This is a genomic window from Nocardia sp. NPDC001965, assembly GCF_053594175.1.
This window is the reverse complement of the sequence record NZ_JBSFDZ010000019.1, coordinates 93,553-113,339: the sequence shown is the minus strand read 5'-3', so window position 1 is coordinate 113,339 and position 19,787 is coordinate 93,553. Positions and strand designations below refer to the sequence as shown.

20 protein-coding genes are annotated in these 19,787 nt (G+C 69.6%); 16 read left to right on the top strand and 4 right to left on the bottom strand.

What is annotated here, in order from left to right; genetic code table 11:
* Positions 1–68 precede the first annotated feature (68 nt).
* Positions 69–908, bottom strand: a complete 840-nt coding sequence (locus ACWCPQ_RS24265) for an SDR family NAD(P)-dependent oxidoreductase (protein ID WP_449902648.1) — start codon at positions 906–908, stop codon at positions 69–71.
* 130 nt (positions 909–1,038) lie between these two features.
* Here ACWCPQ_RS24265 and ACWCPQ_RS24260 point away from each other — a divergent pair, with 130 nt between their 5' ends.
* Positions 1,039–1,671 (top strand): TetR/AcrR family transcriptional regulator, encoded by a 633-nt coding sequence (locus ACWCPQ_RS24260; RefSeq protein ID WP_449902646.1) that lies wholly within the window; start codon positions 1,039–1,041, stop codon positions 1,669–1,671.
* Between the two features lie 216 nt (positions 1,672–1,887).
* Here ACWCPQ_RS24260 and ACWCPQ_RS24255 read toward each other — a convergent pair whose 3' ends face one another.
* Positions 1,888–2,622: a glucose 1-dehydrogenase gene (locus ACWCPQ_RS24255; protein WP_449902644.1), complete on the bottom strand. Its 735-nt coding sequence runs from the start codon at positions 2,620–2,622 to the stop codon at positions 1,888–1,890.
* Between the two features lie 124 nt (positions 2,623–2,746).
* Between ACWCPQ_RS24255 and ACWCPQ_RS24250 the strand changes: the two genes are divergently transcribed.
* From ACWCPQ_RS24250 to ACWCPQ_RS24235, 4 genes are all read left to right on the top strand, one after another.
* Complete coding sequence (locus ACWCPQ_RS24250; RefSeq protein WP_449902643.1) at positions 2,747–3,823, top strand: NAD(P)H-dependent amine dehydrogenase family protein; 1,077 nt, start codon at positions 2,747–2,749, stop codon at positions 3,821–3,823.
* 114 nt (positions 3,824–3,937) lie between these two features.
* Entirely contained in the window at positions 3,938–4,126 is a 189-nt protein-coding gene (locus ACWCPQ_RS24245) for a hypothetical protein (protein WP_449902641.1), read from the top strand.
* A gap of 202 nt (positions 4,127–4,328) precedes the next feature.
* Positions 4,329–6,101 carry a hypothetical protein gene (locus ACWCPQ_RS24240; RefSeq protein WP_449902640.1) on the top strand — a complete coding sequence of 591 codons (1,773 nt, stop codon included), beginning with the start codon at positions 4,329–4,331 and terminating at the stop codon, positions 6,099–6,101.
* 224 nt (positions 6,102–6,325) lie between these two features.
* Complete coding sequence (locus ACWCPQ_RS24235) at positions 6,326–7,237, top strand: hypothetical protein (protein WP_449902638.1); 912 nt, start codon at positions 6,326–6,328, stop codon at positions 7,235–7,237.
* Between the two features lie 13 nt (positions 7,238–7,250).
* Here ACWCPQ_RS24235 and ACWCPQ_RS24230 read toward each other — a convergent pair whose 3' ends face one another.
* Positions 7,251–7,685, bottom strand: coding sequence for a ferritin-like domain-containing protein (locus tag ACWCPQ_RS24230; RefSeq protein WP_449902636.1), 435 nt, complete (start codon positions 7,683–7,685; stop codon positions 7,251–7,253).
* Complete coding sequence (locus ACWCPQ_RS24225; RefSeq protein WP_449902634.1) at positions 7,682–8,245, bottom strand: hypothetical protein; 564 nt, start codon at positions 8,243–8,245, stop codon at positions 7,682–7,684. Before ACWCPQ_RS24225 ends, ACWCPQ_RS24230 begins: the two co-directional genes overlap by 4 nt.
* 158 nt (positions 8,246–8,403) lie before the next feature.
* Between ACWCPQ_RS24225 and rimP the strand changes: the two genes are divergently transcribed.
* The 11 genes from rimP to truB all read left to right on the top strand — a co-directional run bounded on the left by rimP (position 8,404) and on the right by truB (position 19,779).
* On the top strand, positions 8,404–9,027 hold the full coding sequence (gene rimP / locus ACWCPQ_RS24220; RefSeq protein WP_449902631.1) for a ribosome maturation factor RimP: 624 nt from the start codon (positions 8,404–8,406) through the stop codon (positions 9,025–9,027).
* A complete protein-coding gene (gene nusA / locus ACWCPQ_RS24215; protein ID WP_449902629.1) occupies positions 9,024–10,052 on the top strand; it encodes a transcription termination factor NusA in 1,029 nt (342 codons plus the stop codon). The genes rimP and nusA overlap by 4 nt, the downstream gene beginning before the upstream one ends.
* A gap of 17 nt (positions 10,053–10,069) precedes the next feature.
* Positions 10,070–10,540 carry a YlxR family protein gene (locus ACWCPQ_RS24210; protein ID WP_449902670.1) on the top strand — a complete coding sequence of 157 codons (471 nt, stop codon included), beginning with the start codon at positions 10,070–10,072 and terminating at the stop codon, positions 10,538–10,540.
* A 108-nt stretch (positions 10,541–10,648) separates the two neighbouring features.
* Complete coding sequence (gene infB, locus ACWCPQ_RS24205) at positions 10,649–13,624, top strand: translation initiation factor IF-2 (RefSeq protein WP_449902627.1); 2,976 nt, start codon at positions 10,649–10,651, stop codon at positions 13,622–13,624.
* 117 nt (positions 13,625–13,741) lie between these two features.
* Positions 13,742–14,032, top strand: coding sequence for a DUF503 domain-containing protein (locus ACWCPQ_RS24200; protein WP_030521718.1), 291 nt, complete (start codon positions 13,742–13,744; stop codon positions 14,030–14,032).
* A 94-nt stretch (positions 14,033–14,126) separates the two neighbouring features.
* Positions 14,127–14,567 (top strand): 30S ribosome-binding factor RbfA, encoded by a 441-nt coding sequence (gene rbfA, locus ACWCPQ_RS24195; RefSeq protein ID WP_449902625.1) that lies wholly within the window; start codon positions 14,127–14,129, stop codon positions 14,565–14,567.
* An 11-nt stretch (positions 14,568–14,578) separates the two neighbouring features.
* A complete protein-coding gene (locus ACWCPQ_RS24190) occupies positions 14,579–15,586 on the top strand; it encodes a DHH family phosphoesterase (RefSeq protein ID WP_449902623.1) in 1,008 nt (335 codons plus the stop codon).
* A gap of 99 nt (positions 15,587–15,685) precedes the next feature.
* Positions 15,686–17,023, top strand: a complete 1,338-nt coding sequence (locus ACWCPQ_RS24185) for an MATE family efflux transporter (RefSeq protein WP_449902620.1) — start codon at positions 15,686–15,688, stop codon at positions 17,021–17,023.
* A 69-nt stretch (positions 17,024–17,092) separates the two neighbouring features.
* On the top strand, positions 17,093–18,052 hold the full coding sequence (locus ACWCPQ_RS24180) for a metallophosphoesterase family protein (protein ID WP_449902618.1): 960 nt from the start codon (positions 17,093–17,095) through the stop codon (positions 18,050–18,052).
* A gap of 159 nt (positions 18,053–18,211) precedes the next feature.
* Positions 18,212–18,880, top strand: a complete 669-nt coding sequence (npt, locus tag ACWCPQ_RS24175; protein WP_449902615.1) for a 4'-phosphopantetheinyl transferase Npt — start codon at positions 18,212–18,214, stop codon at positions 18,878–18,880.
* Positions 18,880–19,779 (top strand): tRNA pseudouridine(55) synthase TruB, encoded by a 900-nt coding sequence (truB, locus tag ACWCPQ_RS24170; protein ID WP_449902613.1) that lies wholly within the window; start codon positions 18,880–18,882, stop codon positions 19,777–19,779. Before npt ends, truB begins: the two co-directional genes overlap by 1 nt.
* Positions 19,780–19,787: the final 8 nt, after the last annotated feature.

Genomic DNA, 19,787 nt, shown 5'->3' with positions numbered 1-19,787 from the left:
AGCGATCGCCACCCGTTACGACAAGACCGCCACGTCCTACCGCGGGATGCTCGACCTGGCCACCCTGCTCATCTGGCTTTGAGGACACTCTCTAGTGGGTTCCGCGTATACGCGGCGAGTCGCTCGGCCGCGCCGGGATCGAACGGGGCTCCTTCGATCCGGACCGGAGTGTCCTGCATGTATGCCGAAAGTGGCACTTCGGGAGGGGGGTCGAGATATCGCATGATCCGGGCGACGGCGGCCGCGACGGGCTGTCCGCGGCGCCGCATATCCGCGACGATCGCCGCGTCCGTCGTGGAATACGAGCCGGTGAATCCGGTAGCGGTCAGTCCGGGGTGTAGCAGCAGATAGCGAATGCGGCTGTCCGAGTGGGCTCGGGTGAACGCGACCGCGAGCAGATCGCTGAGTTTGCCGCACTGGTGCATGACCGCGTCGGGATGGTAGGAGCGTTCGGACTGCAGGTCGTCCCAGTCGATTCGGGTGAGATCGCCGCCGGGGCCGGACAGGTCCAGGACGACAGGTGTGGTGGCCCGGCCCAGTTGTCCGGCCAAGCCGTGAGTCAGTAGATAGCGACTCAGATAGAAGAGCGCGAACGAGGCCTCGAACCCCTCTGCGGTCACCGCCCGTGTCGACCGGTAGTAACGCGCTCCGAGGATCAGGGTGTCCACGACCGGGTGAGCGGTGGTCAGCCGGTGGATCACTCGATGATTCTCGGCGACCAGGCTCAGATCGGCGCGGAGGAATTCGAGGCGATCGGCCGCGCCGAGCCGGGTTGCCGCGTGGGTGAGGTCGGCGGCTTTGCCGGCGTTCCGGCCGAGTGCCACGACCCGGTCGCCGCGCTCGAGGTGGGTCAGCGCCAGGGCTCTGCCGATGCCGTCGGTGCCGCCCGTGATCACCACGGTTTTCATGAGTACTCCGATCCAGGTGTTCGATGCAGACTATCCGGACTTTATTTTTAGACTGATGAGTCTAGCTCGAGCTGGAAGTTTCGAAATCGGTGAGTCCGGATATCTCACCCGCTGGGTCTAGGATGAGCAGGTGACCACGGCCCGAACCTCCGCCCGCCCCCGTGGCCGTATCGACAAGCAGCAGGCGATCCTCGCCGCCGCCTTCGCGGTTTTCACTCTGACCGGCTATACGCAGGCCCGGATGGACCAGATCGCGGCCGAAGCGGGGGTGGCCAAAGCCACCGTGTACAGCCATTTCGGTGACAAGGAACAGGTGTTCCGCGCGGCGGTGCGGGCACTGTCGGAGACCGCCTCGGCGGCAAATCTCGCGGTGATCGAGGAATTGGCCCGGCCGACCGAGGATCTCGCGACGACGCTGCGGGCCGTGGGCGGGGATCTCGTCCGGTGCTACTGCTCGCCGGAATCGCGGGCGCTGCGCCGGCTCGTCTGCGCCGAGGCCGGGCAGTTCCCCGACCTGATCGAAATCGTCGACGAGGTGGCCGCCCGGGCCGGTCGGGCCCTCGCCGATCGCCTCGCCCGCCTCGCGTTGTCCGGTGCGCTGCGGATCGACGACCCGGATCTGGCCGCCGCGCAATGGGCGGCCCTGCTCACGGGCCCGCTCCGAGCCCGCTATCAATTCGGCGTCGACTCGCCGCCCGAATCCGAACTCGACGCGGTGACCGCCGCGGCGGTCTCGACCTTCCTGGCCGCTTTCGGGCCCTGAATCTCGCGAAATGCGGAATTCGCCGGCATCCCCGACGGATCGCAGCGCCCTGGGTGGTGTTTCCCGGTGCCCGGTCTCGGTTCTGTCGCCGCCGACGAAAACGTCACGAGAATTCAGTCGGGGAACGTCGAGCGGATGCGCATTGCCCCTCGGTTATCCGGGATGGAAGAACCCGGATGCCGAGGGGCAGTGCGCATCCCCGAATGTGCCGCGGTGCTATTTGTGCGGGACCCCGGTGACCAGGCCGCCGTCCACCACGAACTCGCTACCGGTGGCGTAGGAGGATTCGTCGCTGGCCAGGAAGAGGATGAAGGTGGCGACCTCCGCGGATTCGGCCGGCCGGCCGAGGGGGATGGTCACCAGATCGTCGGGGATCCCCTCGGTCATCGGGGTGCGAATGAGGCCCGGGTGTACAGAGTTCACCCGGATACCGTGCGGGGCCAATTCCAATGCCGCGGATTTGGCCAGGCCCCGGACGCCCCATTTGGATGCCACGTAACCGTGCGCGAACGGGGCGCCGCGCAGGCCTTCGACGGACGAGACATTGATGATCGAGCCGCCGCCCGCGGCGATCATGGGTTCGACGGCGGCGCGCATGCCCAGAAAAGTGCCGACGAGGTTCACGTCGAGGACCGCGCGGAACTTCTCCAGGGAGAGCTTCTGCAGCGGGGCGCCGTTGACGATTCCGGCATTGTTCACCAGCACGTCCAGCTTGCCGAACTCGGTGACGGCAGTGGCGACGGCGGTATCCCAGTGTTCGGGTTCGGTGACGTCCAGCGGCACGTAGCGCGCGGCGGTGCCGATCTCGTCGGCCAGAGCCTTGCCCTCGTCGTGCAGAACATCGCCGATGACAACCTGCGCGCCCTCGGCCACGAGCAGTTTCGCGTGGGCGGCGCCCATCCCCCGCGCGCCCCCACTGATCAGGGCAACTTTGCCGTCTACACGTCCCATGGCGGTGACGCTACCATGAAACTGGAACACGTTCTAGACACTGGTCCGGAACCGTGCCCAGAGCTGGAAGGTGGCGGTGGAGCAATATTTTCGCCGCCGCGATCCCCTGTAGCTAGGAGAATCAATGGCCCAACGCGTCGTCCTCGTCGGCACCGGCAATGCCGGCCGGATCGCCCTGACGCAGCTCATCACCGACGATCGCTTCGAACTCGTCGGTGTATGGGTATCCAGCCCGGACAAGATCGGGGTCGATGCGGGCGAACTGGCCGGGCTGGGCATCGACACCGGGATCAGAGCGGTCGGCGACCTGGACGAGCTGCTGGCCACGCGGCCCGACTGCGCCGTGTACTGCGCGATGGGGGATACCCGGCTGGTCGAGGCGATGGCCGATGTGCGGCGATTCCTCGCCGCCGGGGTGAATGTGGTCGGTACCGCGCCGGGCCTGCTGATGTATCCGTGGGGGACACTGCCGCCGAAGGTCTTCGCCGAGGTGGAAGCGGCGGCCGCGGCCGGGAAGTCGAGTCTGTTCGTCAACGGGGTGGACCCCGGTTTCGTCAACGATCTGATCCCGTTCGCACTGGCCTCCACCTGCCGGCAGATCGAACAGGTGCGCTGTCTGGAACTGGCGGACTACGCGACCTACGACGGATCGACCGTCATGTTCGACGTGATGGGATTCGGGACCCCGCTCGATCAGACCCCCATGCTGCTGCAACCAGGGGTGCTGGGTATCGCCTGGGGTGCGGGGATACGGGCCCTGGCCGCCGGACTGGGTGTGCGTGTCGACGAGATCACCGAGACCTACGAACGTGAGCCCGCACCCGAGAGCTTCGAGGTCGCGGTGGGTGAGGTCGCGAAGGGCACCCAGGCGGCACTGCGGTTCGAGATCACCGGCCATGTGGACGGGCGCCCGGCGATCGTGGTCGAACACATCACCCGGCTGCGCGACGATCTGCGTCCCGACTGGGCGCGACCCGCACAACCCGGCGGGTCCTACCGGGTGGAGATCACCGGGGAACCCTCGTATGCGGTGGACATCTGCCCCTCCAGTCGTCACGGTGACCACAACTACGCCGCGATCCTGGCCGGTGTCGGCCGGGTGGTCAACGCCATACCTGCCGTCGTGGCCGCCGAACCGGGCATCCGAACCACCGGTGACCTGCCGTTGTACACCGGCCCCGGGCTGGCGGCTCCCGCCTGACCAGTGGAATCCGGCCGACGGATTCGGCGGCGATCCGGCAACGCACCTAAGCTCGGATGCCGGAGCGTACGAGCCGTTGGCTCGGCGCCGAACCCCCAGGGAAGGTGCGCTTGTATGTATGAGCCCGAACGGTCCGGTCCGCGGGAGCCGAACCTGACCGAACTGCGCGAACGGGCCGCGCACGGCGATTCCGACGCCGTCGCGCAACTGCTGGATATCGGGGACGAACGCACCGATGCCGTGGACCTGAGCGAATACGACCTCGGCGTGGACACCGAGCCGGGCGGCGACGCCGACAAATAGCGAACCGGCCCGCTCGGGCCCCGCGGCGACCCGGCCGGAGTACCGATCCACCGGTACTCCGGCCGGGTCGCTTGTAGGGTGGGGCGATATGGGAACCGCTCCGGCTGTCACACCGGAGCGAACCTCTATCCCGAACCGGGTCCCTCCGTCCGCACGAGCCGGCGCCGCGCTGTGGAGCCGGCTACGTCCCCCGGGAAGTGCGGTGCTGTGGGCGGCGGCCGCGCTCATCGCGCTCCAACTCGGCATCCGCGCCCTGGTGACCGCGAACGGCTACTTCTACTGGGATGATCTGATCCTGGCCGGCCGGGCCGGGACCCTGCCGCTGCTGTCCGGCGATCTCCTGCTGCACGATCACGACGGGCATTTCATGCCGTTGGCCTTCGCGGTCTCCTGGCTGACCACGGCAGTGGCACCGCTCGACTGGGGAGCGGCCGCGTTTGTTCTGCTCGCCGGCCAGCTGGCGGCCTCGCTGGCTGTCCTGCGCATGCTGCTGGTGCTGCTGGGCCGGCGCCGGGCGCTGCTGGTCCCGCTGGCGTTCTACCTGTTCTGTCCGCTGACGCTCCCCGCTTTCGCGTGGTGGTCGGCCGCACTCAACGCCCTGCCACTGCAGTTCGCGCTCGCCTGGGTGGCGGCCGACGCGGTACTGCTGGACCGCACCGCGCGCCGCCGGTACGCGATCTCCGGCGTGGTGGTGACAGCCGTGGGACTGCTGTTCTTCGAGAAGGCGGTGATCGTTCCGTTCGTGGCACTGGCCGTGGTCCTGTTGCGGCGCTACGTAGACGGCCGGCGCCCCGGCCTCCGGGCGGTGCTGCGACGCGGCGCGGGTCTCTGGGCCGGGGCCGCGGCGGTACTCGTGCTGTGGGCGGTGTTCTATCTGGCGGCGGCCGGGATATCGAGCGGTTCGGGCGGTTCGGGCGATCTGGCCCATATGCTGCCGCGCGCTGCCTGGGCCGGTCTGGTGACCGCGCTGCTGGGCGGACCCTGGGGCTGGGAACGCTGGGTGCCCTCCGCGCCGTGGGCGGTCGCGCCGGACTGGGCGGTGTGGGTGGCGTGGCTGCTGCTGGCCGCCGGGGTCCTGTTGACGATCCGGGCCCGGCGGGTGGTGTGGCCGGTCTGGGTCGCGGCGGTGGTGTACGTACCGGCCGTGCAGATCCCTGTCGTGCTGATGCGGGCCGGCCCGAACACCGTCGACGAACTCATGATGTCGCTGCGCTACCTGGCCGATACCGCCGTGGTCCTCACCGCCGCCGGTGCGCTGATCCTGCGGGCCTTCGCGCGTCCACGGACGGCCGCCGCCGAGCGCGCGGCAGCCGGTGACCGCCGACCCCGCCTGCGCGGACCTGTGCCGGCGGTCCTGGCGGTCGCGGTGTTCGTGCTGAGCAGCCTCTGGTCGACCTGGACCTTTTCCCGCAGCTGGTCCGAGGGGCCGACGAAAGACTATGTGACCACTGTGCAATCGGAATTCGAGCACTGGGACGGGTCGCCGCTGCTCGCGCAGGAGGTGCCGTGGAACGTGCTGAATCCGACGGCCTACCCGGAGAACGAGGCGGGCCGGGTGCTGTCCTCGATCGCTCCGCCCGGCGCCTTCGCCGCGGCCACCGATCATCTGCGCATGATCACCGACTCCGGGCAGTTCGTCGATGCCCGGGTCTGGTGGAACCGCGGAATACTGCCGGGGCCCGAACCCGGCTGCGGGTATCGGATCGGCGGGGACAGCTCGGTCCGCGTTCCTCTCGACGGGCCCATGATCGCGCACGAATGGACGGCCCAGCTCAACTATTTCGCCGACCGGGACGCGACGCTCACGGTGGGGCTGGAACGCGGCAGCCGGGCGGAAGTACCGGTACGGCCCGGTCTGAATACGGTTTTCGTGCGGGTCACCGGTAGCGGATCGGCCCTGATCGTCCGGAACCGGACGCCGGAATCGGCGGTGTGCCTGGCCACGGGCCCGGTCGGGGTCGCGTCGTATCCGTAGGGTCCGGGCTGCGGTGTTGCGCCGAGTTCCCTTCCCCGAGCGAGACTTCCCACTCCCGGTGGTATCGAACAACTGTAACGGTGGTTACGTGTCAAGTGCCGCACAGTGCCCTGGCGCACCTGCGCGGGGCCGGGTTCGCCCGGCGCCGCCGGCGGCAGGTTTCGTGCACAGTCCGACTGCCGGGTCGTGACGGCCGTGGCCGAGTGTGAAGCGAGGCGGTGATGATGACCGAGGGCGCATCCGTGGACTCCGTCACCGGGGAGCTCACCACCAGACTGGGGGCGGTCGGTGGTGTGGCGGGTGAAGCGGTGCGGCGCAGCGTTCGCGACGCGGCCGGCGGCGCGCAGACGATCGCCACGCTGGCGCGGGCCGACGCCGCGGGCGCACGGCATGTCGAACCTGCCGACAGCACCGACCCGGCGCCTCCCGGACAGCCCGAGCACCACGTCCCGGCGGATCGTGCGGCCGGGACCGGTACGCCCGATGATCACCGCGGCTCCGATGATCGGCCGCCGTCGCCGTCGCCCCGGGATTCCGGCGGGACTCCGGATCCGCCCGCGGGCGCATCCGATCCGCAGCCGGACCGGCCGGATCCCGATCCGGCTGCCGCGGTGCCGCACGCGGCAGCCGAGGCTCACCCCGCCCCGGAGGCTCACCCCGCCCCGGAGGCTCACCCCGCCCCGGAGGCTCACCCCGCCCCGGAGGCTCACCCCGCCCCGGATGCCGAGGCTCACCCGGTCCCGGACACCCCGCCCGCGCCGATACCGCCCGGGGCAGCGGCGCCACCGGAGCCCGCGCAGCAGCAGCCGGCGGCGCCTGCCCCCGCCACGGATACGCCGTCACCGGCGGACCCGGTCGCCGCGCAGGCCGGGCACACCCCGTGGACGATGAGCACCGGCGCGGAACAGGCCAGCGGCCATCCAGGTGGATCGACGCCGTGGAATTCTGGCGGCGGCTCGTCGATGCCCTACATGCCGGGTATGCCGGGGGGCGGACTGAGCTCGCTGACTCCGCAGGAACGACCACCGCGGGGGAGCGTGCCCTGGTCACGTCGCGGGAACAACGAGGAGACCGTATTCCCCCGGCCCCGGCCCGACCGCCAGAACTCCACCAATCGCACCGAATGGGCGCCGTGACTCCGGCGCCGGATCAGGGCCGGCCGGGGAATGCCACGGTCGCCGGCGCGATACCGGTGGCCGCCTGCCAGACCGCCCGCCGCCCGGCGGATTCGGTCAGCGCCTCCACTGCGGTGCGGCGGGTGTTCGCGGTCGTCGCGCGCTCCACCACCGCACGCCAGGCGACCGCGGTATCGGTCTCCACCAGGACGGCCAGCTGCGCTGCCGACGCGGGATCGGTCACTTCGACCGGGACGGTGTAGGCGGGGTCCGCCGGTGGCGCGTCGCCGCCGCCGGCGGTGAGCAGATCGGCGGTGGCATCGCGGCGGGCGCGGTGCCCGGCCGTGTGCTCGTTGACCGTGCGCCGCTGTTCCGGGCTGGTATGGGCCGCGATCAGGCCGTAGGCGTATACCGCCGCGTATTCGGCGTCGAGCGCATCGCGCAGCGCCTGCTGTTCGGCACCGCTCATACCAGCAGCACCCCCACCTGAACCGCGCAGGAGGCGCTGATCGAGGCGAGCAGCCCGGCCCGGTAGCCGGACTGAGTGACGGCCAGCTCGGTCGCGGCCCGTTGCGAGGCGAGCAGCTGATCGCGCAGGGTCGCGATATCGGGCGGTGTGCCGGGGCCCGGCGTCGTACTGGGCGCCGGGGTCCGGACGGCGGGGGTCGAACCGTCGCCGTAGACGCCGATCGCGCGATCGATCTCGGTGCGCAGGGCCTGCGCGTGCGCGGTGCGTTCGGCGGCGACCGTGCTCAGTGCGTCGGTGCGCTGTGGGTCGAGCGCGATGGCGGCGGTGGCCGCGGCGGCGTCGGTGCGGGCCGAGAATTCCTGGGCGACCAGGACATCCGGTTCGGTGATCGGGTCCTCCGCGCACCCGGCGACTGCTCCGGCGGCGAACAATCCGACCGTGCCGCCGCCCGCGACCCGTAGCGCTGTACGGCGATTCACCCGGCGGGAGCCGCCGTACCGGTCGGAGGAGGGGCCGCGGGGACACCCGGCCGCGGGCCGGTCGGTAACGCGCTCGGTCACCGGACCATCGTGCCAGACCGGTGCCCGCAACTCGGTACGGGCACCGTCGGGCGGACTTACCGCCGACCGCTGGTCCTTTACCTTCTCGGGGCGCGTTACGCTAGGTCACCGGCACAGAATATTCCGTCCGCGTGACAACTGAACCAGGAGCTGCCCATATGCCCATGCCGACCGAGGAGAGGGTGAGCCGGCTCGTCGCCGGACTCGTCGCCGGTCGAGGATTCGATCTCGAGGGTGTCGAGGTTTCGACCGCGGCGGGGCAGACCCGGGTGCGGGTCGTGGTGGACAGTGACCGCAGCGCCGACCTGGACACGATCGCCGAGCTGAGCGCGCAGGTGTCGGCTTGTCTGGACGAAGCGGACGACGAATTCGAGGTCGCTCGCTATCTGCTCGAAGTCACCACCCCCGGTATCGACCGTCCGCTCACCGCCCCCCGGCACTGGCGCCGGGCCCGCGGCCGCAAGGTCGAGATCGCCTTGAAACCGGGGGTCGCGCCACCCGAGCCCGCGCTGCCGCCACGATTCACCGCGCGGATCGGTGCTCTGGACGACGACCGGATCGCGCTGGTGTTGAGCGGTAGACCCGGACCGCGCCTGGTGAGCGTCGGCCTGGACGATATCGACCGCGCTGTGGTGGAGGTGGAGTTCTCCCCGCCGAACGCGCGTGAACTCGAACTCGCCGGCGGTGTTGCCGCCGGACGCCCACCCGCGGGAGCGGACGCCGCGGAGCTCACCGGAACTGCTATCGCCGCGTCCGATTCGACCGAAGGGACCATGGAATGAACATCGAAATCGAAGCCCTGCGCGCGATCGTCGCGGATAAGGGGATCTCGATCGAGACCGTGATCTCCGCGATCGAGTCCGCTCTGCTCACCGCCTACAAGCACACCGAGGGTCATCAGGCCAACGCCCGCGTCGAGATCAATCAGCGCACCGGCGTCGTGCGGGTGCTGGCCACCGAGCTCGACGCCGACGGCAATGTGATCTCCGAATGGGACGACACCCCCGAGGGATTCGGCCGGATCGCCGCGACGACCGCGCGGCAGGTCGTACTGCAGCGTCTGCGCGACGCCGAGAACGAGAAATCCTTCGGCGAGTTCTCGACCCACGAGGGCGATATCGTCGGCGGTGTGGTGCAGCGCGACGCGCGTGCCAATGCGCGGGGCACCGTGGTGGTGCGGATCGGCAGCGAACTGCACGGCGCCGAGGGTCTGATCCCGTCGGCCGAGCAGGTGCCCGGGGAGAGCTACGAGCACGGCGATCGGATCAAGTGTTACGTCGTGGGGGTATCGCGTGGGCCTCGTGGTCCGCAGATCACGCTCTCCCGGACGCACCCCAATCTGGTCCGGCGCCTGTTCGCGCTGGAGGTACCGGAGATCGCGGACGGATCGGTGGAGATCGTGGCGGTCGCCCGGGAGGCGGGGCACCGCTCCAAGATCGCGGTCCGCTCCACTGTCTCCGGCGTGAACGCCAAGGGCGCCTGTATCGGCCCGATGGGGCAGCGGGTGCGCAATGTGATGAGCGAGCTGGCCGGCGAGAAGATCGACATCATCGATTACGCCGACGATCCGGCGACTTTCGTAGGCAACGCACTCTCACCGTCGAAAGTGGTTTCCGTCACAGTTGTGGACCCGGATGCCCGGGCCGCCCGGGTCGTCGTCCCGGATTTCCAGCTCTCGCTGGCCATCGGTAAAGAGGGGCAGAACGCCCGTCTCGCGGCCCGGCTGACCGGCTGGCGTATCGATATCCGCAGCGACGCGGCCCCTGACGCGGGGGGAACGGTGCGGACGGAGGCGCATCGCCGGTGACGCCCGAACCCGAATCGATGCCCGGGCGCTCGCCCTCGCACGACCAGCGAACACGCCGTACCGACTCGCCCTGCGCGACGTCATCGGGGGCGGGGTTGGAAGGCATCGATCGGTCAGCGGTAGAGTGGTACGAGGTTCGGTCCGAGTCTTCGGTTACCGCCCACGAACGTGATGACGAGTCGGCGGCGCTACGGCGCCCGGCGGCTCCCGTGCGAACGTGTGTCGGTTGCCGAAAACGCGAACCGGCCCCCGAACTGCTGCGGATCGTGGCGTGTGGGCGTTCGACCGGCGACGGTACGGATGTTGTCACGATCGTCCCCGATCCACGGCGCAGACTTTCCGGACGGGGTGCGTGGCTGCACCCCCTTTCGGCTTGTCTGAGCACAGCGGTACGGCGCCGAGCGATCGGCAGAGCACTACGAGTGTCCGGACATCTGGATATCTCAGCCGTTGAGCACCACCTCGAGAACAGGCACGAGCACTCATGAGCACACCGTGAAGTCCCAACGATGAACGTCCATCGGAGTTAACCCGAGGTCGTGCGGGTCCCCGCCAGCAGGCGGGAGGCACTGCTCGACCTCTCAGTGAGGAGAGCAGTGGCAGGCAAGGCCCGCGTGCACGAGTTGGCCAAAGAACTCGGTGTCACGAGCAAGGAACTACTCGCGAAGCTCAAGGAGCAGGGCGAGTTCGTGAAGTCGGCTTCGTCGACGGTGGAAGCACCCGTCGCGCGTCGGCTCCGTGAATCGTTCGCCGCGAAATCAGCGCCGGCGAAATCCGGATCCAACGGATCCAAGACCTCCGCGCGTCCGGGTCCGGCGACCTCGGCGAAGCCCGCGGCGCCCGGCCCCCGGCCCGGTCCACGGACCCCCGCGGCCCCGAGCCCGGCCGATACCGCGCCGACCGCCGAGTCCGCTGCGGCTCCGGTCGCCGGTAACGCCGCGAAACCCGCGGGCCCGCGCCCCGGTCCGGCGGTGAAACCGGGCCCGGCCGCTCCGGCTCGGGAACCGGTCCAGCCGCAGGCCCAGGCCCCCGCGGCCCGGCCCGCCGCCCCCGGTCAGCGCCCGGCCGCCGACGCGCCGCGTCCAGGTCAGCCGCGTCCGGCCGCCCCCGGCCAGAGCCCGGCCCGGCCGGGGCCCAAACCCGGCCCCAAGACCCCGCGCGTCGGTAACAACCCGTTCTCGTCGGCTCCCGAGCGTGAGCGTCCGGCTCCGCGTCCGCAGCCGGGCCCGCGCCCGGCTCCGGGCCAGGGCGGCCCGCGGCCGGGTCCGGCGCAGGGTGGTCCGCGCCCGCAGGGCGGTCCCCGTCCCGGCCAGAACGCCCCGCGTCCCGGCCCCGGTGGCCCGCGTCCGGCGGCTGCGCAGGGCGGTCCCCGCCCCGGTGGTCCGCGTCCCAGCCCCAACTCCATGCCGCCGCGCCCGACTCCCGGTGCGATGCCGCAGCGTTCGGCCCGTCCGGGTCCCGCTGCCGGTGGTCGTCCCGGACGCCCGGGTGGCGGCCCCGGTGGCGGCGGTGGCCGTCCCGGTGGTGGCGGCGGCGGTTACCGCGGTGGCGGCGGCGCCCCCGCCGGTACCGGCGCTCCCGCCGGTGGCGGCGGTTTCCGCGGCCGTCCCGGTGGCGGCGGCGGCCGTCCGGGTGGTCCCGGTGGTCGTGGTGGTGCGGCCGGTGCGTTCGGTCGTCCCGGTGGCGCGCCCCGGCGCGGTCGCAAGTCGAAGCGGCAGAAGCGCCAGGAATACGATTCGATGCAGGCCCCGTCGGTCGGTGGCGTGCGGTTGCCCCGTGGCAACGGCGAGGTCATCCGCCTCGCCCGCGGCGCGTCCCTGTCCGATTTCGCGGAGAAGATCGACGCGAACCCGGCAGCCTTGGTGCAGGCCCTGTTCAACCTGGGCGAAATGGTCACCGCTACCCAGTCGGTGAACGACGAGACCCTCGAGCTGCTCGGCGGCGAGATGAACTACGTCGTGCACGTGGTCAGCCCCGAGGACGAGGACCGCGAGCTGCTGGAATCGTTCGATCTGACCTACGGCGAGGACGAGGGCGGCGAGGACGAGCTCGAGCAGCGTCCGCCGGTGGTGACCGTCATGGGTCACGTCGACCACGGTAAAACCCGACTGCTGGACACCATCCGTAAGGCCAACGTCCGGGAGGGCGAGGCCGGCGGTATCACCCAGCACATCGGTGCCTACCAGGTGCCGACCCACCTCGGTGACGACGAACGCCTCATCACCTTCATCGACACCCCGGGTCACGAGGCGTTCACCGCCATGCGTGCCCGTGGTGCGAAGGCCACCGATATCGCGATCCTGGTGGTCGCCGCCGACGACGGTGTGATGCCGCAGACGGTGGAGGCCATCAACCACGCGCAGGCGGCCGAGGTGCCGATCGTCGTGGCGGTGAACAAGATCGACAAGGAAGGCGCGAACCCGGAGAAGATCCGGCAGCAGCTGACCGAATACAACCTGGTGGCCGAGGAATACGGTGGCGACACCATGTTCGTCGACATCTCCGCCAAACAGGGCACCAATATCGAAGCCCTGCTGGAGGCCGTGCTGCTCACCGCGGACGCCGCCCTCGATCTGCGGGCCAATCCGGAGCAGGATGCACAGGGTGTGGCCATCGAAGCGCATCTGGACCGCGGTCGCGGCCCGGTCGCCACGGTGCTCATCCAGCGCGGCACGCTGCGGGTCGGCGATTCGATCGTGGCGGGCGACGCCTACGGTCGTGTCCGCCGGATGGTGGACGAGCACGGCGTGGATGTCGAGGCGGCCCTGCCGTCGCGTCCGGTGCAGGTCATCGGTTTCACCTCGGTACCCGGCGCCGGCGACAACCTGCTCGTCGTCGACGAGGACCGGATCGCCCGCCAGATCGCCGACCGGCGCAACGCCCGGAAGCGCAATGCCCTGGCCGCGCGCAGCCGCAAGCGGATCAGCCTGGAAGACCTGGATGCCGCGCTGAAGGAAACCAGCGAGTTGAACCTCATCCTCAAGGGTGACAACTCCGGTACCGTCGAGGCCCTCGAAGAGGCCCTGCTCGGAATCCAGATCGACGACGAGGTCCGGCTGCGGGTCATCGACCGCGGTGTCGGTGGTGTCACCGAGACCAACGTCAACCTGGCATCGGCGTCGAACGCGATCATCATCGGGTTCAATGTCCGGGCCGAGGGCAAGGCGACCGAACTCGCCAACCGCGAAGGCGTGGACATCCGGTACTACTCGGTGATCTACCAGGCCATCGACGAGATCGAGAGCGCGCTCAAGGGCATGCTCAAGCCCATCTACGAAGAGGTGGAACTGGGCCGGGCCGAGATCCGCGCCATCTTCCGCTCCTCGAAGATCGGTCTCATCGCCGGTTGCATGGTCACCTCGGGCAGCGTCAAACGCAATGCCAAGGCCCGTCTGCTCCGCGATAACGTGGTGATCGCCGAATCCACGACGATCAGCTCGCTGCGTCGGGAGAAGGACGATGCCCCCGAGGTCCGCGAGGGCTTCGAATGCGGTATGACACTGACCTACTCCGATATCAAGGAAGGCGACATCATCGAGGCCTACGAGTTGCGCGAGAAGCCGCGCGACTGACGTGGAAGGGCCGGGCGGATCGACCGTCCGGCCCGGCCATCGATATAGGCCGTCATCGGCGATACCCACCCGGTGGGGATCGCCGGGGCCGACTTGTCGCTACAACCGGGAGGTCGCGTGTACCTGGGTGCACTCGAATTCGACATCCTGCTGGGTGATGTGCACTCGTTGAAGGAGAAGCGTTCGGTGATCCGGCCGATTCTGGCCGAACTCCAGCGCTTCGGGGTGAGCACCGCCGAGGCGGGAGAACACGACCGATACCGCCGGACCCTGCTCGGGGTGGCGATGGTATCGGCCGGAATGGACCATCTGACGGCTGTGCTCGATCGATGCGAGCGGCATGTCGCGGCACGTCCGGAGTTACAGTTGCTGGCAGTACGCCGGCGCGTCTTCGGACCCGAGGACTGACCGGCCGCGAGTGATATCAGCGGTGGCCGCGGTCCGTGCCGCAGTCGTTGTCACACGGACCGTCCCACCGTCGCTGAAAAGGAAAGGAGCGGCCATGGTGGATCAAGCCAGGGCACGCCGGCTCGCCAAGCGGATCTCCGCGATCGTGGCCACGGCAATCGAATACGAGATCAAGGATCCGCGTTTGCGTTTCGTCACTGTCACCGATGCGCGGGTGACCGGAGATCTGCACGATGCGACCATCTTCTACACGGTGATGGGTGAAACCGTCGACGCCGAACCCGACTACTCGGCCGCGGCCGCCGGTCTGGAAAAAGCAAAAGGGGTACTGCGTTCCAAAGTGGGCGCGGGTACCGGGGTGAAATTCACCCCCACCTTGAGCTTCGTCCTCGATACCGTGCCCGACGCGGCGCGGCAGATGGAGGATCTGCTGGCCCGGGCCCGGGCCGCCGACGACGAAGTCGCGCGAGTGGCCGCGGAGGCGACACCCGCGGGCGACGCCGATCCGTACAAGACACCACGCGACGACGACTGAGTCGCGGCGATATGACCACATCCGGTGCCGCTGTCGATTACACAGCGGCTGTCGGGGCGCTGGAGAGCGCGCGTTCGGTGACCGTCCTGTGCCATGTCCAGCCCGACGCCGATACGCTGGGCAGCGGTCTGGCGCTGGCGGCGGTACTGGACCGCCGGGGCGTACCGGTGCGGGTGTCTTTCGCCGAGCCGGCGGAACCGGCCGCGGGGTTGCGCACGCTGCCGGGGTCGCGGTTCCTGGTGGCGCCCGCCGAGGTGCCCGACGAGGTCGATCTGCTGGTCACAGTGGACTGCGGCAGCGCGGGCCGGCTCGGCGCCCTTGCCGACCGGTTGCCCGGGGCGGCAAGGACTCTGGTGATCGACCATCATCGGTCCAACACCCTGTTCGGGGAGATCAACCTGATCGATCCCGATGCGGTATCCACCGCCAGCGTCATCACGGCGTTGCTGGACGCGTGGGGCGAGCCGATCGACGCCGATATCGCTCATTGCCTGTTCGCCGGGCTGGCCACCGACAGCGGGTCCTTCCGCTGGGTGACCCCCGGTACGCATGCCTTGGCCGAACGTCTGCTCGCCACCGGTATCGACGGTGCCGCCATCACGCGCACTCTGATGGACACCCATCCCTTCGCGTGGTTGCAGATGTTGTCCACTGTGCTCGCCTCCGCCCGCCTCGACAGCTCGGCCCACGGTGGAACCGGTCTGGTCGCGGCGTTCGTGACGGCCGCCGATCTCGCGGAGGTGCGCCAGGAGGAGGCCGAGAGCGTGGTCGATATCGTGCGTGCGACCGCGGAGGCCGGGATCGCGGCGGTGTTCAAGGAGGCCGGGCCCACCGGCGAACGGCGACGCTGGACGGTATCGCTGCGGTCCAAGGACAGCGGTCCCGCCGGCGGCGCCGGCGCCGATGTCGCCGCGATCGCCACGGATCTGGGTGGCGGCGGTCACCGCTATGCGGCGGGGTACACCACCTACGGCGAGCCGGCGGAGATTCTGGCGCAGCTGCGCGCGGCGTTGGGCTGATATTCGAGTCGGCGACCGTGGGCGCGGTCGCTGCGCTCGATCGCGGTGCGCGGCACGCGTGCGGCGGGTACGGAGAGAAAGCGATCGATGCACACGGAGGTGACCGGGTCAGCGGCCCCGGCAGTGGCGGCCGGACCGCGACGGATCCTGGGACTGGCCCTGCCCACGCTCGGTGTGCTGGTGGCCGAACCGATCTATCTGCTGTTCGATCTCGCGGTGGTCGGCCGCCTGGGTGCGCTGGCCCTCGCGGGGCTGGCCGTCGGCGGACTGGTTCTCGCGCAGGTCAGTTCACAGCTGACCTTCCTCGCCTACGGTACGACCGCCCGATCGGCGCGCCGGCACGGCGCGGGCGACGAGCCCGGCGCGGTGGGCGAGGGTGTGCAGGCGAGCTGGCTGGCGGGTGCGATCGGAATGGTGATCGTACTGGTGGTGCAGGTGGCCGCGGTGCCGATCACCGATGCCGTCGCCGGGGACGCGGAGATCGCGGCCGAAGCGCTGGCCTGGTTGCGGATCGCGTTGTTCGGGGTGCCGCTGATTCTGCTGTCGATGGCCGGGAACGGATGGATGCGCGGCGTACAGCAGACGCGGCGTCCGTTGACCTATGTGATCCTGGGTCTGGGCCTGTCGGCGGTGTTGTGCCCGCTGCTGGTACACGGTCTCGCCGGGATGCCGCGATTGGGCCTGCCCGGGTCGGCGGTGGCGAATGTGGTGGGCCAGGCGGTGACCGGCGGGCTGTTCCTGATCGCGCTCCTGCGGGCCCGGGTACCACTCGCGCCACATCCGTCGGTGATGAAGGCGCAGTTGATCCTGGGTCGTGATCTGATCGCCCGCAGTCTTGCCTTCCAGGCCTGTTTCGTCTCGGCCGCTGCGGTGGCCGCCCGGTTCGGGGCGGCGTCGGTGGCGGCGCATCAACTCGTCCTGCAACTGTGGAACTTTCTCGCACTCACCCTGGACTCGCTGGCCATCGCGGCGCAGACGCTGGTCGGGTCGGCGCTGGGCGCGCGCGACGCGGCCGGTGCGCGGGCGGTGGCGCGCCGGGTCACCGGCTGGTCGGAGGTGTTCGCGCTGGGGCTGGCCGGGTTGTTCGCGGCCGGGGCGGCGCTGATCCCGCCGCTGTTCACCGATGATCCCGCGGTCCTCGATCGCACCGGGGTGGTGTGGTGGTATTTCGTGGCGATGATTCCGGTGGCCGGGGTCGTGTTCGCGTTGGACGGGGTGCTGCTGGGTGCCGGGGATGCGGCCTATCTGCGCACCACCACGCTCGGGGCGGCGTTGATCGGTTTCCTGCCGGCGATCTGGCTGTCGCTGGCCTTCGACTGGGGTATCGGTGGAATCTGGTGCGGTCTGATCGCGTTCATGCTGTTGCGGCTCGCGGCGGTGAGCGGACGGACGCTGTCGGGGCGCTGGATCCGGGTCGGTGCCGAAATCCCGTCGTGACCGGGGGCGCAGCAGGTGGTCCGGTACGGAGGTACCGGACGTAAAAGGCGATATGCGAAGGTGGGTGTGGTGATACCCAAGTTGATGGCTGTGAGCGATATTCATGTCGGTCACCAGGGCAACAAACCGGTGGTCGAAGATATTCGTCCCGATTCGCCGGAGGACTGGCTGATCGTCGCCGGCGATGTCGCCGAACGCAGCGACGATATCCGCTGGGCGCTGAAACTGCTGCGGGAACGGTTCGCCACCGTGATCTGGGTGCCCGGCAACCATGAACTGTGGACCACCGCCAAGGATCCGGTGCAGATGCACGGTGCGGCGCGCTACGACTATCTGGTCTCGCTGTGCCGGGATCTGGATGTGCTCACTCCGGAGGATCCGTTCCCCGTGTGGACCGGGGCAGGCGCGGAGGCCCACGGTGGCGCGGTGACCATCGCGCCGCTGTTCCTGCTCTACGACTATTCGTTCCTGCCCGCGGGGGCGCGCACCAAGGCCGAGGGCCTGGCCATCGCCCGGGAACGCAATGTCGTGGCCACCGACGAATTCCTGCTCTCGCCCGATCCGTACCTCACTCGGGACGCCTGGTGCGATGCCCGGCTGCGTGCCACCCGGCGCAAACTCGACAACCTGCCCGAGGGCACCCCGCTGGTCCTGATCAACCATTTCCCGTTGCTGCGTGAGCAGACGGATATGCTCTGGTACCCCGAGTTCGCCCTGTGGTGCGGTACCGAGCACACCGCCGACTGGCATACCCGCTACAACGTGCTGTGTGCCGTCTACGGGCATCTGCACATTCCGCGGACCACATTCCACGACGGTGTCCGGTTCGAAGAGGTCTCGCTGGGTTATCCCCGGGAGTGGCAGAAACGCGGTATGCCCGACAAACTGCTGCGCCAGATCCTGCCCGACCCCGAGTACGCCCCCGGCGAGCTGAACGAATGGGGCGGTCATTTCCGGGTGACACCCGAAATGGCGGCGGCCGCGGCCGAGATGCGCGCCAAGGCGCAGCGCCGCCGCGGCCTGGACTGACAGGGGCGGCCGCGATATCGGGAGAGGCCGTGCGCGAGCGCTCGCGGGGACCACGATGACCGGCGCGGCGCCGGGTCGCGCCCGCTGCCGGGTACCGGTGGTGGCTGCTGGGCAGAGCGCCCGGTATCGCGCGGCCCGTACCCAGTAGGCTCAGCCACGATGATCGAGACAATTTTGCCCGCCGATGTCGCCTCCGCCGAGCTGCTCGACTATCCGGAGGATCTGTTGCCGCATCCCGCCGAGGAGCACCTGATCGCGAAATCGGTGGACAAGCGGCGGCGTGACTTCATCGGCGCGCGGCACTGCGCCCGTCAGGCGCTGGCGCAGCTGGGTGAGCCCGCGGTGGCGATCGGCAAGGGTGAGCGGGGTGCGCCGGTATGGCCGCGCGGCATCGTCGGCAGCCTCACCCACTGCGACGGTTTCCGCGGCGCGGCACTGGCCCACAAGATGCGCTACCGCTCGATCGGGATCGACGCCGAACCGCACGACACCCTCCCGGAGGGGGTGCTGGATTCGGTGAGCCTGCCCGCCGAGCGGGAATGGTTGCGCACCAGCGATTCCGCCCTGCACCTGGACCGCCTGCTCTTCTGCGCGAAAGAGGCCACCTACAAGGCGTGGTTCCCGCTGACCACCCGCTGGCTCGGTTTCGAGGATGCACACATCACCTTCACGGTGGCCGAGGCCACGGATACCACCGGCGCGGGCACCTTCCGCTCGCAGCTGCTGGTCCCCGGGCAGACCGGTGACGGGGGAGTACCGCTGACCTCCTTCGACGGACGCTGGCGGATAACCGACGGTTTCATCCTGACCGCGATCGTGCACAGCTGATGGCCGATCTGCTGGGCGGTCTGCTGATCGTCGACAAGCCGGGGGGTCCCACCAGCCACGATATCGTCGCCAAAACCCGGAAATTGCTGCACACCAAGAAGGTCGGGCACGCGGGCACGCTCGATCCGATGGCCACCGGAGTGCTGGTACTCGGTGTGGAGCGAGCCACCAAGCTGCTGGGTCTGCTCACCCTGACCACCAAGAGCTACACCGCGACCGTCCGGCTGGGCCGGTCCACCACCACCGACGACGCGGAGGGCGAGGTACTGACCACGGCAGTGGCCGACGGGGTCACCGATGCCGAGATCGCGCGGGTCGTCGCCACGCTCACCGGGGATATCCAGCAGGTCCCGGCGACCGTGAGCGCGATCAAGATCGCCGGGGAACGGGCCTATGCCCGGCATCGGGCCGGCGAGGAAGTGGAAATCCCGGCGCGGCCGGTCACCGTCTCCCGGTTCGATGTGCTCGCGCGCCGCGATATCGCGGCGCAAGGCTGGGTCGATCTCGATGTGGCGGTCGATTGTTCTTCGGGAACCTATATTCGCGCGCTGGCACGCGATCTCGGCGCGGCCCTCGGGGTGGGCGGCCATCTGACCGCATTGCGACGCACCCGGGTAGGACCGTTCACGCTGGACCACGCACGCACGCTGGAGGAACTGGCCGAGAACCCGGCGCCCAGCCTGGATATCGACGCCGCTGTCCGGCTGTCCTTCCCCCAGCGGACCATCCGTGCCGCGGAGGCGGAGAAACTGCGCGACGGACGCTGGCTCGATCCGGTCGGGCAGGCGGGCGTCTATGCCGCGCTCACCGCGGACGAGAAGGTGATCGCGCTGCTCCAGGAAAAGGGCAATCGGGCGTCGCCGGTGCTGGTGGTGCGCCCGCGTGGGCTGATCGACTGACCGACCCG

Coding starts and splice junctions, on each gene's coding strand:
- ACWCPQ_RS24265 (WP_449902648.1), bottom strand. CDS start 908: ATGAAAACCGTGGTGATCACGGGCGGCACCGACGGCATCGGCAGAGCC.
- ACWCPQ_RS24255 (WP_449902644.1), bottom strand. CDS start 2,622: ATGGGACGTGTAGACGGCAAAGTTGCCCTGATCAGTGGGGGCGCGCGG.
- ACWCPQ_RS24250 (WP_449902643.1), top strand. CDS start 2,747: ATGGCCCAACGCGTCGTCCTCGTCGGCACCGGCAATGCCGGCCGGATC.
- ACWCPQ_RS24245 (WP_449902641.1), top strand. CDS start 3,938: ATGTATGAGCCCGAACGGTCCGGTCCGCGGGAGCCGAACCTGACCGAA.
- ACWCPQ_RS24235 (WP_449902638.1), top strand. CDS start 6,326: ATGACCGAGGGCGCATCCGTGGACTCCGTCACCGGGGAGCTCACCACC.
- ACWCPQ_RS24230 (WP_449902636.1), bottom strand. CDS start 7,685: ATGAGCGGTGCCGAACAGCAGGCGCTGCGCGATGCGCTCGACGCCGAA.
- rimP (WP_449902631.1), top strand. CDS start 8,404: ATGCCCATGCCGACCGAGGAGAGGGTGAGCCGGCTCGTCGCCGGACTC.
- nusA (WP_449902629.1), top strand. CDS start 9,024: ATGAACATCGAAATCGAAGCCCTGCGCGCGATCGTCGCGGATAAGGGG.
- ACWCPQ_RS24210 (WP_449902670.1), top strand. CDS start 10,070: ATGCCCGGGCGCTCGCCCTCGCACGACCAGCGAACACGCCGTACCGAC.
- rbfA (WP_449902625.1), top strand. CDS start 14,127: ATGGTGGATCAAGCCAGGGCACGCCGGCTCGCCAAGCGGATCTCCGCG.
- ACWCPQ_RS24190 (WP_449902623.1), top strand. CDS start 14,579: ATGACCACATCCGGTGCCGCTGTCGATTACACAGCGGCTGTCGGGGCG.
- npt (WP_449902615.1), top strand. CDS start 18,212: ATGATCGAGACAATTTTGCCCGCCGATGTCGCCTCCGCCGAGCTGCTC.
- truB (WP_449902613.1), top strand. CDS start 18,880: ATGGCCGATCTGCTGGGCGGTCTGCTGATCGTCGACAAGCCGGGGGGT.